The organism is Corynebacterium sp. KPL2734 (assembly GCF_040225595.1).
In the GTDB taxonomy this organism is placed as follows: domain Bacteria; phylum Actinomycetota; class Actinomycetes; order Mycobacteriales; family Mycobacteriaceae; genus Corynebacterium; species Corynebacterium rhinophilum.
Map to the genome: position 1 here is coordinate 93059 of NZ_JBEHFO010000003.1, position 16115 is coordinate 109173.

13 protein-coding genes are annotated in these 16115 nt (G+C 59.9%); 11 read left to right on the top strand and 2 right to left on the bottom strand.

The genetic code is table 11. The annotated features are described in order from the left end of the window. Positions 1 to 14 precede the first annotated feature (14 nt). From ABRP88_RS03080 to ndk, 5 genes are all read left to right on the top strand, one after another. Complete coding sequence (locus ABRP88_RS03080; protein WP_349836110.1) at positions 15 to 2747, top strand: valine--tRNA ligase; 2733 nt, start codon at positions 15 to 17, stop codon at positions 2745 to 2747. Beyond that, a complete protein-coding gene (folC, locus tag ABRP88_RS03085) occupies positions 2747 to 4318 on the top strand; it encodes a bifunctional tetrahydrofolate synthase/dihydrofolate synthase (protein WP_502879844.1) in 1572 nt (523 codons plus the stop codon). The genes ABRP88_RS03080 and folC overlap by 1 nt, the downstream gene beginning before the upstream one ends. After that, on the top strand, positions 4315 to 4809 hold the full coding sequence (locus ABRP88_RS03090) for a DUF4233 domain-containing protein (protein WP_349836112.1): 495 nt from the start codon (positions 4315 to 4317) through the stop codon (positions 4807 to 4809). Before folC ends, ABRP88_RS03090 begins: the two co-directional genes overlap by 4 nt. A 5-nt stretch (positions 4810 to 4814) precedes the next feature. Then, complete coding sequence (locus ABRP88_RS03095) at positions 4815 to 5126, top strand: hypothetical protein (RefSeq protein ID WP_023023552.1); 312 nt, start codon at positions 4815 to 4817, stop codon at positions 5124 to 5126. Between the two features lie 75 nt (positions 5127 to 5201). Then, positions 5202 to 5612: a nucleoside-diphosphate kinase gene (gene ndk / locus ABRP88_RS03100; RefSeq protein ID WP_005277934.1), complete on the top strand. Its 411-nt coding sequence runs from the start codon at positions 5202 to 5204 to the stop codon at positions 5610 to 5612. A gap of 147 nt (positions 5613 to 5759) precedes the next feature. Here ndk and ABRP88_RS03105 read toward each other — a convergent pair whose 3' ends face one another. Beyond that, positions 5760 to 6110: an ArsR/SmtB family transcription factor gene (locus tag ABRP88_RS03105; RefSeq protein ID WP_349836115.1), complete on the bottom strand. Its 351-nt coding sequence runs from the start codon at positions 6108 to 6110 to the stop codon at positions 5760 to 5762. 110 nt (positions 6111 to 6220) lie between these two features. Here ABRP88_RS03105 and arsB point away from each other — a divergent pair, with 110 nt between their 5' ends. Further along, on the top strand, positions 6221 to 7285 hold the full coding sequence (arsB, locus tag ABRP88_RS03110; RefSeq protein WP_349836116.1) for an ACR3 family arsenite efflux transporter: 1065 nt from the start codon (positions 6221 to 6223) through the stop codon (positions 7283 to 7285). On the opposite strand, the gene ABRP88_RS03115 is transcribed toward arsB, so the two are convergent. Beyond that, the gene (locus ABRP88_RS03115) at positions 7282 to 8049 is read right to left on the bottom strand and encodes a hypothetical protein (protein WP_349836117.1); all 768 of its coding nucleotides are present in this window, start codon (positions 8047 to 8049) and stop codon (positions 7282 to 7284) included. The genes arsB and ABRP88_RS03115 overlap by 4 nt on opposite strands. Positions 8050 to 8273: 224 nt before the next feature. Here ABRP88_RS03115 and ABRP88_RS03120 point away from each other — a divergent pair, with 224 nt between their 5' ends. The 5 genes from ABRP88_RS03120 to proB all read left to right on the top strand — a co-directional run bounded on the left by ABRP88_RS03120 (position 8274) and on the right by proB (position 16097). After that, positions 8274 to 12167: a translation initiation factor IF-2 N-terminal domain-containing protein gene (locus ABRP88_RS03120; RefSeq protein ID WP_349836119.1), complete on the top strand. Its 3894-nt coding sequence runs from the start codon at positions 8274 to 8276 to the stop codon at positions 12165 to 12167. Between the two features lie 224 nt (positions 12168 to 12391). Then, on the top strand, positions 12392 to 12697 hold the full coding sequence (gene rplU / locus ABRP88_RS03125) for a 50S ribosomal protein L21 (RefSeq protein WP_023023542.1): 306 nt from the start codon (positions 12392 to 12394) through the stop codon (positions 12695 to 12697). A 43-nt stretch (positions 12698 to 12740) separates the two neighbouring features. Next, on the top strand, positions 12741 to 13019 hold the full coding sequence (rpmA, locus tag ABRP88_RS03130) for a 50S ribosomal protein L27 (protein ID WP_005277951.1): 279 nt from the start codon (positions 12741 to 12743) through the stop codon (positions 13017 to 13019). A gap of 172 nt (positions 13020 to 13191) precedes the next feature. Beyond that, entirely contained in the window at positions 13192 to 14724 is a 1533-nt protein-coding gene (gene obgE / locus ABRP88_RS03135; protein WP_349836121.1) for a GTPase ObgE, read from the top strand. A gap of 140 nt (positions 14725 to 14864) precedes the next feature. Further along, positions 14865 to 16097, top strand: a complete 1233-nt coding sequence (proB, locus tag ABRP88_RS03140; protein ID WP_284770221.1) for a glutamate 5-kinase — start codon at positions 14865 to 14867, stop codon at positions 16095 to 16097. Positions 16098 to 16115 lie beyond the last annotated feature (18 nt).

Below are 16115 nucleotides of genomic sequence, written 5' to 3' on the forward strand. Positions count from 1 at the left end.
GTAGAGTTGGCCAGGTGACTGATCAGAATAAAGAGCAACTCGTTGGCACCAACCGCGCGGACCAGCTTCCCAAGTCCTGGGAGCCGCAGGCAGTAGAAAAAGACCTCTACGAAGGCTGGGTAAGCGCCGGTTACTTCACCCCGGATGCATCCTCGGAGGCGGAGCCCTATTCCATCGTGCTGCCGCCGCCGAACGTCACCGGCCAGCTGCACATGGGCCACGCCTTGGACCACACTCTGATCGACTCCATCATTCGCCGCAAGCGCATGCAGGGCTATGCCACCCTGTGGCTGCCGGGCGCTGACCACGCAGGCATCGCCACCCAGACCAAGGTGGAGGCCCGTCTGCGTGAGCAGGAGGGCAAAAAGCGCTGGGATTATGAGCGCGAGGAGTTCATCGACAAGGTCTGGGAATGGAAGGAGCAATACGGCGGCACCATCCAGAACCAGATGCGCGCCATCGGTGACTCCGTGGACTGGACCCGCGAGCGCTTTACCCTGGATGAGGGCCTGTCGCGCGCGGTGCAGACCATCTTTAAGAACCTCTACGAGGAGGGCATGATTTACCGGGCCAACCGCCTGGTCAACTGGTCACCGGTGTTAGAGACCGCCGTTTCTGATATCGAGGTCGTCTACAAGGACGTCGAGGGCGAGCTGGTCTCCATCCGTTATGGTTCGCTCAATGACGATGAGCCGCACCTCATTGTTGCCACCACGCGTGTGGAAACCATGCTTGGCGATGTCGCCATTGCCGTCCACCCCGACGATGAGCGCTACGCCCACCTCGTGGGCCAGGAATTGGATCACCCCTTCCGCGATGACTTGAAGCTGAAGATCATCGCCGATGATTACGTGGACATGGAGTTTGGTACCGGTGCAGTAAAGATCACCCCGGCCCACGATCCCAATGACTACGCCATGGGCACCCGTCATAACTTGGATATGCGGACGGTGATGGATACCACCGGCCACATCGCGCATACCGGCACCCGGTTCGATGGCATGACGCGCGAAGATGCGCGCGTGGAAATTAGGGAGGCGCTGCGGGAGCAGGGGCGCATCGTCAAAGAAATCCGCCCCTATGTTCACTCCGTGGGCCACTCGGAGCGCTCCGGCGAGCCCATCGAGCCGCGCCTGTCGCTGCAGTGGTTCGTCGATGTCGCGCAGATGGCGAAGGCCTCTGGCGATGCCGTGCGTGAGGGCGATACCGTTTTGCACCCGCAGTCGCTGGAGCCGCGCTATTTTGAGTGGGTCGATGACATGCACGATTGGTGCATTTCCCGCCAGCTGTGGTGGGGCCACCGCATCCCCATTTGGTATGGCCCGGAGCGCACGAACGAGTCCGGCGAGGTCGAGCGCGACATCGTGTGCGTCGGTCCCGATGAGGAGCCGCCGGCAGGCTACGAGCAGGATCCGGATGTCCTCGATACCTGGTTCTCTTCGGCGCTGTGGCCATTTTCCACCCTGGGCTGGCCCGATAAGACCCCGGATCTGGAGAAGTTCTATCCCACCAATGTGCTCGTTACGGCCTATGACATTTTGTTCTTCTGGGTCGCGCGCATGATGATGTTCGGCACCTTCGCCGGCACCAAGACCCCAGAGCTTTTGGGTACGGGCACCGATGGCCGCCCGCAGATTCCTTTCAAGGACCTCTACCTGCACGGCCTTGTGCGCGATGAGCAGGGCCGCAAGATGTCCAAGTCCCTGGGCAATGGCATTGACCCGATGGACTGGGTGCGCGATTACGGCGCCGATGCGCTGCGCTTTACCCTGGCTCGCGGCGCCAACCCGGGCGTGGACTTGCCGCTGGGCTCTGACGCCGCCGCGGCATCGCGCAACTTCGCTACGAAGCTCTTTAATGCCACCAAGTTTGCGCTGATGAATGGCGCCGGCGTGGCACCTTTGCCTAGCCGCACGGAGCTTTCGGATGCCGACCGCTGGATCCTCGACCGCGCCGAAGAGGTGCGCACCCAGGTCGATGCCTACTTGGATGATTATCAATTTGCCAAAGCCAACGAGCTGCTTTACCACTTCACCTGGGATGAGCTCTGTGACTGGTACCTGGAGATTGCCAAGACTCAGATCCCGCGCGATGGCGAAACGGTAGAAGGCCGCAATACCCAGATCGTCTTGGGCCGCGTCATCGACGTGGTGCTGCGCCTATTGCACCCCACCATGCCGTATGTGACCGAGGTGCTGTGGAAGGCATTGACCGGCGGGGAATCCATCGTCATCGCCCCGTGGCCCACGGTGGCTGATACCAACGGCGGCGCCACCAAGGACGCGGTGGCCGCCCGCCGCATCGATGATGCCGATAAGCTCATTACCGAGCTGCGCCGGTTCCGCTCCGATCAGGGAGTTAAGCCCTCACAAAAGGTGCCGGGCCGCCTCGACTTCGCCGCGGCAGATCTGCAGGGCCAAGAGGAATTGGTCCGCAACCTGGCCAATACCACCGCGCCGGGCGAGGACTTTAACCCCTCGGCCTCCATTGAGGTGCGCCTGTCCCAGGCCACCGTGGAGGTCACGCTGGATACCCACGGCGCGGTCGACGTCGAAGCAGAGCGCAAGCGCCTGGAAAAGGATCTGGCCAAGGCCAATAAGGAACTGGAACAGACCGGCAAGAAGCTGGGCAATGAGAACTTCCTGGCCAAGGCGCCGGAAGACGTGGTCAATAAGATTCGGGCGCGCCAAGACATCGCGCGCGAGGAAGTCGAGCGCATTACCAGCCGTTTGGAGGGCCTTAAGTAGTGTCAGATCAGCGCTTCAATCACGACGCCAACGGGAACGGCGAGGCCGCCGGGGGAGAGGACGATTTTGAGATCGTCGACGCCCTCAAAGAGGGCACCGATGGCACCCCGGTGGAGATCACGGAATCGGGCCTGACCCTGAACCTTGGCATGGGCGAGGACGAAGAATATAACGACGCCGCGCCCCAAGAGGTATCCCCGGAGGAGTTGCAGGCGCTCGGTGAGGTGGAAGACGAGCTCAACCAGCGCTGGCCGGAGACCAAGATCGAGCCCACCCTGGAGCGCATCGAGATGCTCATGGATTTGCTCGGTCACCCCGAACAGTCCTTTGATGTCATCCACATCGCGGGCACCAATGGCAAGTCTTCTACCGCGCGCATGGTCGATTCGCTGCTGCGTTCCTTCCACCGCCGCGTGGGCTTGGTTACCAGCCCGCACCTGCAGCGGGTTACCGAGCGCATCGGCATCGATGGCCGGCCCATCCACCCGCGCTACTACGTACGCCTGTGGCACGAAATCAAGCCATACGTGGAGATGGTGGATGCGCGCTCAGACGTTCCCATGTCCAAGTTCGAGGTCTTGGTAGGCCTGTCCTATGCAGCGTTTGCCGATGCCCCCGTTGACGTCGCCGTCGTCGAGGTCGGCCTCGGCGGGTTGTGGGATGCCACGAACGTGGTCAATGCGGACGTCTCCGTGATTACCTCGGTGGGCCTCGACCACACGGATTACCTGGGCAGCGATATTCGGGAGATTGCGGGGGAGAAGGCGGGCATCATCAAGCGCCGCGCCGATGCCGAAGATCCGCTGACTCCGAATGAAAATATCGCCATCATTGCTGAGCAAGACCCCGAGGCCATGCAGGTCATCCTGCAGCGCGCGGTGGATATGGATGCCGGCGTGGCCCGCTCCGGAGCGGAATTCGCGGCCTTAGAATCCCGCATCGCGGTCGGTGGCCAGCAGGTCAATATCCAGGGCCTTGGCGGAATGTATGAGGATATTTTCTTGCCGCTGCACGGCGAGCACCAGGCCAAGAATGCGGCCGTTGCCCTTGCAGCGGTGGAAGCCTTCTTCGGTGCCTCTTCCGGGCATCCGTTGGATATTGCCTCTGTGCGCAACGGTTTTGCCAAGACGATTTCGCCCGGCCGCCTCGAGCGCGTGCGCACCTCGCCCACGACGTTTATCGATGCCGCCCACAATCCCCACGGCGCCAAGGCACTCGGCGCGGCGCTCGACCGCGACTTCGATTTCGCCCGGCTTATCGGCGTGGTCTCCATCTTTGGCGATAAGGACGCCCAGGGCATTCTTGCCGCGCTGGAGCCGTATTTGAGCGAGGTAGTCATCTCCCAGAACTCCTCGCCGCGTGCGATTGATGCCTATGAACTGGCGGAAACCGCCCGCGATATTTATGGCGAAGAGCGCGTCTATGTGGCCGATGATCTGCCTGGCGCCTACGCGCAAGCCGTGGAGCTGGCCGAGGAGTCCGAGGTGCAATCCGGCTCCGGTATTGTCATTACCGGTTCGGTGGTCACCGCCGGCGAAGCCCGCGCGATGTTTGGAAAGGAGCCCGCATGACCAGCCCTGATCCCCAGTCCCGTCCGCATCGTCCGTCTCGGCCGCCGCGCCGCGGCGACGAAATCGCGGACAATGAAATCGGCCCATTGGGCCTAGGGCAGGATCCCGTCAAGGATCCGCTCAAGAGCTTTAATGGCATGGTCATCGCCAGCTCGCTCATCATGGAGTCAATCACGCTCGTTTTGGCGCTGCCGCTGTTGTACAAGCTGTATGACGGCACGTTGTGGACGCCGTTTAACTACGGCGTAGTCATAGGTGCCCTGATATTCCACTTGGGCATGATCGCGTTTATGAATAAGAAGTGGGCGCTGACCGTCATCGTGTGGGCGCAGCTATTGGGCCTTATCCTTGGCTTCATGGCGCACTGGTCAATCGCCGCGATCTTCATCATCTTTGGCATGGAGTGGCTCCTTGCGGCGTATTTGCGCAGTAACTTAATCGCCCGCATGAAGCGCGGTTACTTAACTACCCAGCACCTCAACCAGAAGTAGTGGCCATGCGCACCGTCTATCTCGTCCTCGCGGCCCTGGCTTGCATTGCCGCGGTCGCTGCCCGCGCAGCCACGGGTACACCGTGGCTGCCGCTGGTAGCACTCATCATTGCCGCCGTGTTTTTAGTCCTTGCCCTGCGCGCTAATTTTCAACGGGCGGAAGAAGCCACCCTTGATGATTTGGATGAAAAGCAGCGCGCAGAGATTAAGCGCTTGCTGGGCAACGGCCAGTTCGGCACGGCGGTTAACCAAGTGCGCCTCTGGTTTAGGGGGACCTCCCACGAGCGCGCGACGGAGATAGTCCAGCAGCTTACTTAGTGCCGCCCACTGCGCTGCCCCCGCATATAGCCCTCGGTCGTGGAAGAATTGTGGGTATTCGGTACAGTATGGGGCATGACTGAACGTACATTGATCCTCATTAAGCCGGACGGCGTAAAGAACGGCCACGTGGGCGAGATTATTGCCCGTATCGAGCGCAAGGGCCTCAAGCTGGCCGAGCTGGACCTGCGAGTAGCTGACCGCGAGACCGCAGAAAAGCACTACGAAGAGCACAAGGATAAGCCATTCTTCGGCGAGCTGGTGGACTTCATCACCTCCGCACCATTGATTGCCGGCGTCGTTGAAGGCGAGCGCGCCATCGAGGCATGGCGCCAGCTGGCCGGTGGCACCGACCCAGTCTCCAAGGCTGCACCGGGTTCCATCCGCGGTGACTTCGCACTCAGCGTGGGCGAGAACATCGTGCACGGCTCCGACTCCCCAGAGTCCGCAGAGCGCGAGATCGGAATTTGGTTCCCCAACCTCTAAGTACTGACGTTACCTAGATTTCAAGGAGGCCCGAGCATTAAGCTCGGGCCTTTTCATTTATAAGGGGATTTATTGAGGGGCTAAAAACTTTGCTTGGTCCACAGTGTTGCAGACATATTAGGCCAAGATTTTAAGGTTGGCGGCTTTTTAGTCGAAGGAGAGTAGCTTGCACAGTGCGGTGAAAGCTTGCTTTTGTACTTCGTGGGTGACGGTGCGGCCAGTCTGTCGTTTGGCTAAGAGGCCAGCATCCCGCAATTTTGCAAGATGGTGAGATACCGTTGGCTGGCTGAGACCGGATAATGTGGTCAGTTCGGAAACGCTCATCGGGCCGCAGCCTTTATCGCACAAGATGGATAAAAGACGAAGTCGGGCGGGATCTGCAAGTACCTTGAATTGCTGGGCAAGATGCACGGAATCGGCCGGGTCTAGGGGGCCGTTGCTGAGTGAACAACATTCGTTGATGTGGGGATCTTTGGTCATGCCGTGCGAAGAAACCATGCCTTTAGTATATGGGCGTTTGACACACCCTTTCATATTGACAGGTATCGATATGAATGGCTACAGTGCTACACGGTACGGTGCGACTTGGGTCAATGAAGGAGACAAGTATGGCTACCTCACAGCAGCCGCGTTTAGCTTTTCTCGATCGCTTTCTACCCCTGTGGATCATCCTAGCTATGGTCCTTGGCCTGCTCATAGGTCATTTCCTTCCAGGAATAGGGAACGCGCTCTCAGCTTTGGAAATTGGAGGTATTTCCCTCCCAATCGCTTTAGGACTGCTGGTGATGATGTATCCACCGCTTGCTAAAGTGCGCTATGAAAAGACTCGGGAGATTGCCACTGACAGACGGCTGATGACCGTGTCGATCGTTTTAAATTGGCTTGTAGGGCCAGCATTCATGTTCGTACTGGCTTGGCTATTCTTGGCGGATCAACCCGAGTTGCGCACGGGTCTTATTATTGTCGGCCTTGCCCGCTGCATCGCAATGGTCTTGGTATGGTCAGACCTATCCTGCGGTGACCGGGAAGCCACGGCAGTACTAGTAGCAATCAACTCCGTTTTCCAAGTTGCGATGTTCGGAGTCCTGGGTTGGTTCTATTTGCAGATACTACCGGGGTGGCTGGGCCTTGATACCACCTCTGTCGAATTTTCTTTCTGGTCCATTGTTACTTCAGTGCTCGTATTCTTAGGAATTCCGCTTTTGCTTGGGATCATCTCCCGAGTATGGGCAGAGAAAACTAAAGGGCGTGAGTGGTTTGAAAACCGTTACCTTCCCGCCGTGTCTCCTTTGGCAATGATCGGTTTGCTGTACACAATTGTCTTACTGTTCTCCCTGCAGGGAGAACAGCTCGTGGAGCAGCCGATAGCGGTAGTTAGGGTAGCGGTGCCTCTGATGCTGTACTTTGTCGGGATGTTCTTTTTGGCTTTGGGCGTAGCTAAGGCTGTCGGAATGAACTATGCACAATCTGCCTCAGTGGCCTTTACCGCAGCGGGAAATAATTTTGAGTTAGCCATCGCGGTGTCCATTGGTACCTTTGGAGCTACCTCTGCTCAAGCATTGGCCGGTACTATCGGACCCCTTGTCGAAATTCCGGTTTTGGTTGGCCTGGTATACGTAATGCTCTGGATTGGTCCCAAGTTATTTCCTGGAGACCGGACTCTGCCGAATTAGCGCCTGCCAAGTTGATATAAGCACCGCACGCCAGTAGGGGAGAGGGTGATGCGCCAGCTTTCTACTTTGGAGCGCAGCCCAATATTTTCTACCTCCACTAGCCCATGCTTTTTTAATTCCTGGATCGCATCGGACAGAGGATCTAGCTCCACCTGCATCAGGCGGGACAAGGCCTTGGTGGTGGTCGTATTGCCCTGGACTGCCCCGGCGGTGACGAGGGCGGTGAGGGTATCGAGGTGGGCATCGGCAAGCTCCATGGCACTATCCGTGACCCCTTCTAGTGGATCTTCAGCCACGATGCGCTGCATGCGGCGGCGGCCAATGCGGAAGGACTGGGAAAACATGGCCCACAAGCCCAGTGGAAATGCGAACGCCGACACCGCGCCGGTTAAGATACCTTCTACGGGTGGGGCCAGGGAAATGTCCGGCAACCAGCCAGCCGCGGATAGCGGGGCCATGGCCAGCGGTAGGGCAATTGGAATTACTGGTGCCCAATAAGCAATGGCGGGGTAATCGCCCTCGAGGTAGACATCCTGGCTAGCCCCAATGGAGCGGGGATAGTGGCGGATGAGTGGCACTAATCCGATGACCGCAAAGACCGCAAAAACGGCGGCGCCCATCAGCATGTAGCTGGCCCCCGTTTGGGCAAAACCGAGAGCAAAGCCGGCCGGAACGCCGCATAAGCACGCCTCTTTCGGCGTAATCTCATTGCGCTGCCGGTACTGCGATAATGTCCGTGCGGGACGCGGTGCCAGTTCTGCCATAATTTCAAACGTAGCATCGCCCACAGCCTGCTCGCCGCGCCAGGATTGTGTGACACAATGGAACTCACGCGCAAAGCGCGCATAATTTCATAACCCACAAGCTTTAATGCAATGCGTTTAATCGTGGCTATTCGTGCGGCAGCGGCACAGTTTCCCTAGGGGCTGTGCCTGCGCCCGAGTAGCTGGCGCACCATACAATCGAAGTACAGGAGTAAGCCCAACTAATGGCGGCACAGAACTCTCAAGAAACAACTGAAAACCTACAGGCAGCTGCGACTTTGGCCCAGCGGATAGATCCGAGCGAGCTCAAAGATAAAACTCGCGTATATGCCATGGCCAAAAAGCTCGGCCTATCATCACGCCAGCTGGTGGCTCAGCTGAAGGACATGGGCCTGAATAAGACCGCACAGAGCTCTATTACCCGCGCGGAAGCCGGCGACCTCTTTGCGGCTTTGGCGCGCCACGCCGGGGCTGCGGAGGCGGGGCAGCCGGCAGCCGCGGACGAGAACCCAGAGGATGCAAAGCCCGAGAACAAGGCCAAGACCACCAAGCGTGCTCGCCGCACCCGCAAGGCCACGAAGAAGTCCGCGCCTACGGCAAAGAAAGAACCGGCACAGGCCGATGTCGCGGAAGCAGACGCTGCCCCGGCTGACAACACCGCAGCCGATGCGGAAGAGGAAAAGAACCTGCGCTACCGCGTGCGCAAGAACGTGGACAATGAAATCTCCCAGATTGAGGAAAAAGTCGATGCTTCGCTGGTAAAAAGCGCATTGCCGGATGTAAAGCAGGCACCGGACCGTCTGCCGGATCCTGAGCCGGCGAAAGCACCCGCGCGCGCTGAAGACGTTACAGACGCTGAAGATGCCGATGCTGCCGATGCTGGCGCTGCGGATGCCGGTGAGGGTGACACGACGGGGACCGTGGATCCAGCCAAGCTGCATGAGGTGCTGGCAGAGGCCGGCGAGGATTTCGACGATGATTACTATGCACCGCGCATCGTCCCGCGCGCGGAGACCGACGACGATTCCGCCGCGTATGACTTCGCGCCGCTGTTTATGCCGCCGCAGCAGCAGGAAACCGAGGAGCTTGGCGAGGACGAGGCTGCGGACATGGCAGCTATCGCTGAAGCCGCAGATGCGGCGGATCCTGCCGGAGACGCCGAGCTCGCTGAGGCCGACGAGGCCGAGGCAGGCAATAAGGCAACGCGCGGGGGCTCTGACAAGCGGCGTCGCGGCCGCCGCGGGACGTCCCGCGGGCGCGGCGGAAACGAGAACTCCAAGAAGGATGCGGCGGATAAGGAGCCGGAGCTTATCGATGAGCCCAAGGCCATCCGTGGCTCCACCCGCATCGAGGCGCAGAAGCGCCGTCGCGCAGAATTGCGCGAAAAGGGCCGCGAGCGTCAGCACATCGTGTCCCAGGCGGAATTTTTGGCACGGCGCGAGGCCGTGGAGCGCACCATGGTGGTGCGCGATAAGCAGCGCGAGGACGGTGCGGGCATCGTCACGCAGGTGGGCGTGCTTGAAGATGACCTCTTGGTCGAGCATTTCGTTACCACCGAGGCCCAAGCCTCCCTCATTGGCAATATTTACTTAGGCCGCGTGCAAAACGTCTTGCCATCCATGGAGGCGGCATTCGTGGACATCGGCCAGGGCCGCAATGGTGTGCTTTATGCTGGCGAGATTGACTGGCGCAAGACCAAATTGCACGGGCGGTCCCGCAAGGTTGAAAATACCCTGAAATCCGGCGACCAAATCTTGGTGCAGGTGGCAAAGGACCCGATTGGCCACAAGGGTGCGCGTCTAACCACCCGAATTTCCTTGGCCGGCCGCTACCTTGTCTACGTACCGGGCGGCCGCAGTGCTGGAATTTCGCGCAAGCTGCCGGCGCCGGAGCGCAAGCGCTTAAAGGACATCTTGGGCCGCGTCGTGCCAGGCGATGGCGGCGCCATCATCCGCACCGCTGCCGAAAACGTTCCCGAGGAGGCCATTGCAGCAGATGTGCAGCGCCTGCATAACCGGTGGGAAGATATTTCCGCCCAAGCTAAGAAGGAAAAATCCTCCAAGGGTGCTAAGCCGGTCACGCTCTATGAAGAGCCGAATATGCTCATCAAGGTCGTCCGGGATCTCTTCAACGAAGACTTCCATCGCCTGATCGTGGATGGGAAGCGGTCCTTTAATACGGTCAATGCCTACGTGGAATCCATGGCCCCGGACCTTGCGGACCGCGTGGTGCGCTATAAGCCGAAGGACCACGGCGGCCAGGACGCCTTTGCCGCCTACCGCATTGATGAGCAGCTGCATAAGGCGCTCTCGCGCAAGGTATGGCTACCATCTGGCGGTACCTTGGTCATCGACCGTACCGAGGCCATGACCGTCATCGATGTCAACACCGGCAAGTTCACCGGCTCCGGCGGCAACCTGGAAGAGACCGTGACCCGCAATAACCTGGAGGCGGCCGAAGAAATCGTGCGCCAGATGCGCCTGCGCGATCTGGGCGGGATGATCGTAGTGGACTTTATTGACATGGTCCTGCCGGAAAACCAGGACCTGGTTTTGCGCCGCTTGAAGGAGGCCTTGGGCCGCGACCGCACGCGCCACCAGGTATCCGAGGTCACCTCCTTAGGCTTGGTGCAAATGACGCGCAAGCGCTTGGGCACCGGCCTGGTAGAAACCTTTTCTACCGAATGCGAGCACTGCCATGGCCGCGGCATCATTATTCACGAGTACCCGGTCGATGAAGCCGAAGACAACTACTCCGGCCACCATTCGCACGGTTCCTCTAAGTCGCACAAGAAGCCAGACCACGATCCCCAGCAGCACCCGGCTGCCGTGGCCATGCACGAGCACGACGATGAAGACGAGCGCGCGGAGAAGAAGGGGCAGAAGCACCACAAGGGGCATAGGGCCGCTCACCAGCCGCAGAAGTACCAGAAGACCAATGCTCCCCTCTACAGCAGCGAGGACGAGCAGTCACCGTCGCTGGAGGAGCTCGTGGCCAATGTCGTCGTAGACGATGAGACCGCCGACTCCACACAGAAGGCCCCACAGAAGCGAGCCGACAACGCCCGCGGACACCGTGACGAGCGCAGCCGTGGCCGCAGCGAAGACAAGCAGAACAAGCGCCGCCGGGCGCAGAAGAAGTCTGAGGTCTCTGAAATCGAGGCCATCGCCTATGCTGCGGCAGAAAACGCTGCCGAAAGCGATGAGGTACAGGAATTTAATTCCTATGTGCCCGATGGTCAAGAATCACCGGCGAAGGAGAAGAAGCGCACCCAGCGGGGCAAGAAGCCGCGCCGGGCAACGCGGACCTCGCCGGCTTCCCGTCGCGTGCAGGAGCAGCCGAACCAGCGCCAGCAGGTCGCTGAAGCGAAGGCTGAAGAGAAGAAGGCGGTAGCTACCGATGCCCCGGAGAAGACCTACGAGGAGGCAGTAGCCGAGTTTGAGGCTTCTCCGCGCCGGAAGCGGCGCACGCGCGGGAATTCGCGTTCCGATAATCGCCCGCGCCCAGAGGATTATGCCCAGCCACAAAAAGAGGAATCCACGGGTTCCTCCGATAAGGAACGCGGTGACGATGCGGCACAGCAGGCCGCCGAGCAGCAAAAGCCCCGCAGCAAGTCACGCGGGCGCGGTCGGCGTCGCAGCGTTCGCACCCAGCCGAACTCCCGCCGGGCAAATGTGCAGGCCTCACACAGGGCAAACGCGCAGGATGTAAAGCAGGACGACAAGCGCGGGGACACCCCGCGAACTGCGGAGCAGCGCCACGAGAATATCAGTGGCGGGAAGAAGAATTCCTCGGTTCAGGGAGGCCGTCGCGGCAAGCGCCGCGTGGTGCGTACGAACCCGAGGGATAAGGCCACCTCGCACAATGCGGGTAGCCCAACGGCTACACCTGTTCAAGGGGAGAAGGATTCCCAGAAGGCTAGTGCTCCGCAGACCGAAACCAAGGTCATTCGCCGTGGGAAGAAGCGCGCGGTGAAAAAGACCGGGGCGCCGGCTGCGGCCGCGCGGCAGGAACGTGCTGGGGAAAAGGCGTCCACTAACGCGCCGGAGACCCCGCAGACTGGTGCTAAGGACGCGGGCCGGCGGCGGCGCCGCGTAGCACGGCGAGCTACGTCCTAGGGCATCGCCACGCGGGTGCGAAGTGCGTGGTTTGTATTTTGTACCCGCGGCGGGGTAATCTTTGACAGTCGCTGTTTAGAACTCTCGGCGCTGGATCAGCCCACAATTGCCGCCCGGTGATTGCGGACATGTTCGCGCGGGGTCTGAACGCAATATGTAAGTGTCCATTCGGATAACGGCCTGGATGCCGTGTCCGAGCGAGTTTAGATAAGGGGTAACCCTCTATGTACGCGATCGTCAAGACCGGCGGCAAGCAGTACAAGGTTGCTGAAGGTGACCTCGTCAAGGTCGAGAAGATCGAGGGTGAGCCAGGCTCTGCCGTGGCTCTCACCCCGGTTCTGCTCGTCGATGGCGCCGCTGTGAAGTCCAAGGCTTCCGACTTGGAGAAGGTTTCCGTTGCTGCGGAAATCGTTGAACAGGGTAAAGGTCCAAAGATTGATATCCTGAAGTACAAGAACAAGACTGGTTACAAGAGGCGTTTGGGTCACCGCCAGCCTCAGACCACCTTGAAGATCACCGGTATCAAGTAAGCCTTAACCGGGCTGCAAATCATCCCCGAAGGAGGGAAACGACATGGCACACAAGAAGGGTGCTTCCAGCTCCAGCAACGGTCGCGATTCCGAGTCCAAGCGCCTCGGCGTCAAGCGCTTCGGTGGTCAGCAGGTTAACGCCGGCGAGATCATCGTGCGTCAGCGCGGCACCAAGTTCCACCCAGGTGAGAACGTTGGTCGCGGCGGCGATGACACCTTGTTCGCACTTGCTGCTGGCTCCGTGAAGTTCGGCATCAAGCGCGGCCGTCGGATGGTCAACATCATCCCGGCTGAAGAGGTTGCTGCAGAAGCTACTGCTTAAGCACGACCGCAGCAGTCAATCCTCGGGCAGCTTTCACTACGGGTGAGGGCAGCTCGAGGATTTTCTCGTTTTACCTCCCACTGTGCTGGCAGGGCATGGGTTGGAGTCCGAGCTTGGCTACGCATTACACTGGCTAAGACAATAGATTTAAATAAGAAGGGTGTGGCACATCATGGCACGATTTATTGACCGCGTCGTCTTGCACTTGCAGGCTGGCGACGGTGGGCATGGCTGTGTGTCTGTCCACCGCGAGAAATTCAAGCCATTGGGCGGACCGGATGGCGGCAATGGCGGCCACGGTGGCGACATTGTTTTGGAGGTCTCAGAGCAGATCCATACCTTGATGGACTTCCACTACCGCCCGCATATTAAGGCCGAGCGCGGTGGTAACGGTGCCGGCGATATGCGCAATGGCGCGCGCGGTGAGGACCTGATTCTGGAGGTTCCCGCAGGTACGGTTGTGCGCACGGAAAAGGGTGAGACCCTCGCGGATCTCACCGTGCCGGGCACGCGTTTCGTCGCGGCCGAGGGCGGTTTCGGTGGCTTGGGCAACGCGGCGCTTGCGTCTAAGAACCGCAAGGCACCGGGCTTTGCGCTGCAGGGAGAGCCCGGCCAAGCTCATGATTTGGTGCTCGAGCTGAAATCCATGGCGGATGTGGGGCTTGTGGGATTTCCTTCGGCGGGCAAGTCCTCGTTGATCTCTGTGCTGTCTGCAGCCAAGCCGAAGATTGGTGACTACCCGTTTACCACCCTGCAGCCCAACTTGGGTGTGGTGGATATGGGTGATAGCTCCTTTACCATTGCAGATGTCCCTGGCCTTATCCCTGGCGCCGCCGATGGCAAAGGCTTGGGGCTAGACTTCTTGCGCCACATCGAGCGCACGGCCGTGCTGGCCCACGTCGTTGATACCGCATCCATCGAGCCGGGCCGCGATCCGGAATCCGATATTGAGGCGCTGGAAAATGAGCTGGCTAAGTACCAGGAGGCGCTAGAAAGCGATACCGGCTTGGGTGAACTGCGCGAGCGCCCGCGCGTTATCATTTTGAATAAGGCCGATGTGCCGGAAGCAGAAGAGCTTGCGGAGTTCGTCAAGGATGACCTGGAGGAAAAGTTTGGTTGGCCGGTGTTCATCATTTCTGCGGCAGCGCGTAAGGGTTTGGATCCGCTGAAGTTCAAGCTCATGGAAATGGTCACCGAGCACCACAAGGCACAGCCTAAGCCGAAGCGGGATCCTTCCCATACGGTTATTCACCCCAAGGCCCAAGCGCATAAGAAAAACACCGGCAGCTTCGCAGACTTTAGCGTGCGACCGGATCCAGAAGTGCAGGGCGGATTCATCGTGGAAGGTGAAAAGATCGAGCGCTGGATCACCCAGACCGACTTTGAAAACGATGAGGCCGTGGGCTACTTGGCGGACCGCCTGGCCAAGGCCGGCGTGGAAGACGAGCTGCACAAGCAGGGCGCGGTGGAAGGCTGTCCCGTTACCATCGGCGGCATTACCTTCGAATGGGAGCCGATGACCGGCGGCGATCCCACTATGGCCAGTCGCGGTGAGGATGCCCGCCTCAAGGGCACTAAGCGCGTGTCTGCGGCGGAGCGCAAGCGTGCTTCCCAAGCCCGGCGTGGCTTGGTTGATGAGCTCGACTACGGAGACGAGGAAGAGATCACCCGCGAAGGCGCTAACCGTGACCGGTGGCAGGGTTAGTCGTTAACTTCCAGTGAAGGGAAGTGGGGGCAATTCCACCGGATGATTGCCCCCAGTTCAGACGCATTATGCTGCGCACATGGGGGAAATGTGCCCCAATGAAGGGGGCGGGCGGCCTAAGCTTTGTACACTATTGAGTTATGTCTGCTGATCAACAGAAAGAGCCCATTCTTCCGCTCCCCGTAGAGCCGTTTGATGGCCCTACCGCTGATACTCCGTTCCCCGAAGCCCTTGATGAAAATCCGATAGCCTCCGGGTTTGAATCCGAATTGCGCAACTCTATCGCTGAGGCCAAGCGCGTCGTTGTAAAGATTGGTTCCTCGTCGCTGACGGATGAGAATTTCCGCGTGGCGCAGGAAAAGATCGATCACATCGTTGATGCTGTCCACGCACGCATGGGACGCTCCGATGTCATCATCGTTTCCTCCGGTGCGGTTGCTGCCGGTATGGGCCCGCTCGGCCTGCACCAGCGCCCCACCGACCTGGCTACGAAGCAGGCCTCGGCGTCTGTGGGCCAGGTTCACCTAGCTTATGAGTGGGGCCGTTCCTTTGCGCGTTACCAGCGCACCATCGGTCAGGTGCTGCTTACGGCGTCCGATGCCGGGCACCGCGATCGCGCCCGCAACGCGCAGCGCACCATTGACCGCCTGCGCCAGCTGCGCACCATTCCCATCGTGAACGAAAACGACGCCGTTGCTACCTCGGAGATGCACTTTGGCGATAACGACCGCCTGTCGGCCTTGGTCGCCAATTTGGTGGGCGCAGACGCGCTCTTCCTGTTCTCTGACGTTGATGGCCTCTATGACAAGAACCCGGCCGAGCCGGATGCGAAGTTCATCGACGAGGTGCGCACCGGTAAGGACCTCAAGGGTGTTGTTGCAGGCGATGGCGGCAAGGTCGGCACCGGCGGTATGGCCACGAAGGTCTCGGCCGCCCGCCTGGCCACCCGCGGCGGCATTCCAGTGCTGTTGACCTCCACCGATAACATTGGCCCCGCGCTTTCCGATGCCTCCGTGGGCACCGTATTCCACACCCGCGAGGAACGCCAGCTTTCGGCCTGGAAGTTCTGGGCACTCTACTGCGCCGATACCGGCGGAGCCGTGCGCCTGGATGAGGGTGCGAAGGAAGCCGTGACCAAGGGCGGTACCTCCTTGCTTGCCGTGGGTATTACCGATGTCCGCGGTGAATTCAACAAGGGCGAGATCATCGATATCTTGGGCCCGAAGGGCGAGGTTATCGGCCGCGGTGAGGTCCGCTTCGATTCCGAGGAATTGAACGCGATCAAGGGCATGCAGATGAGCGAGCTGCCAGAAGATAAGCGCCGCTCCGTCGTGCACGCGGATTACCTTTCCAACTTCGCCTCGCGCATCTAGCCGCGTGCCGTACGCTGG

What these genes read in the sequence shown, in the direction of transcription:
- ABRP88_RS03090 (WP_349836112.1), top strand. Translation starts at nt 4,315, where the DNA reads ATGACCAGCCCTGATCCCCAGTCCCGTCCGCATCGTCCGTCTCGGCCG.
- ABRP88_RS03095 (WP_023023552.1), top strand. Translation starts at nt 4,815, where the DNA reads ATGCGCACCGTCTATCTCGTCCTCGCGGCCCTGGCTTGCATTGCCGCG.
- ndk (WP_005277934.1), top strand. Translation starts at nt 5,202, where the DNA reads ATGACTGAACGTACATTGATCCTCATTAAGCCGGACGGCGTAAAGAAC.
- ABRP88_RS03105 (WP_349836115.1), bottom strand. Translation starts at nt 6,110, where the DNA reads ATGGTTTCTTCGCACGGCATGACCAAAGATCCCCACATCAACGAATGT.
- arsB (WP_349836116.1), top strand. Translation starts at nt 6,221, where the DNA reads ATGGCTACCTCACAGCAGCCGCGTTTAGCTTTTCTCGATCGCTTTCTA.
- ABRP88_RS03115 (WP_349836117.1), bottom strand. Translation starts at nt 8,049, where the DNA reads ATGGCAGAACTGGCACCGCGTCCCGCACGGACATTATCGCAGTACCGG.
- ABRP88_RS03120 (WP_349836119.1), top strand. Translation starts at nt 8,274, where the DNA reads ATGGCGGCACAGAACTCTCAAGAAACAACTGAAAACCTACAGGCAGCT.
- rplU (WP_023023542.1), top strand. Translation starts at nt 12,392, where the DNA reads ATGTACGCGATCGTCAAGACCGGCGGCAAGCAGTACAAGGTTGCTGAA.
- rpmA (WP_005277951.1), top strand. Translation starts at nt 12,741, where the DNA reads ATGGCACACAAGAAGGGTGCTTCCAGCTCCAGCAACGGTCGCGATTCC.
- obgE (WP_349836121.1), top strand. Translation starts at nt 13,192, where the DNA reads ATGGCACGATTTATTGACCGCGTCGTCTTGCACTTGCAGGCTGGCGAC.
- proB (WP_284770221.1), top strand. Translation starts at nt 14,865, where the DNA reads ATGTCTGCTGATCAACAGAAAGAGCCCATTCTTCCGCTCCCCGTAGAG.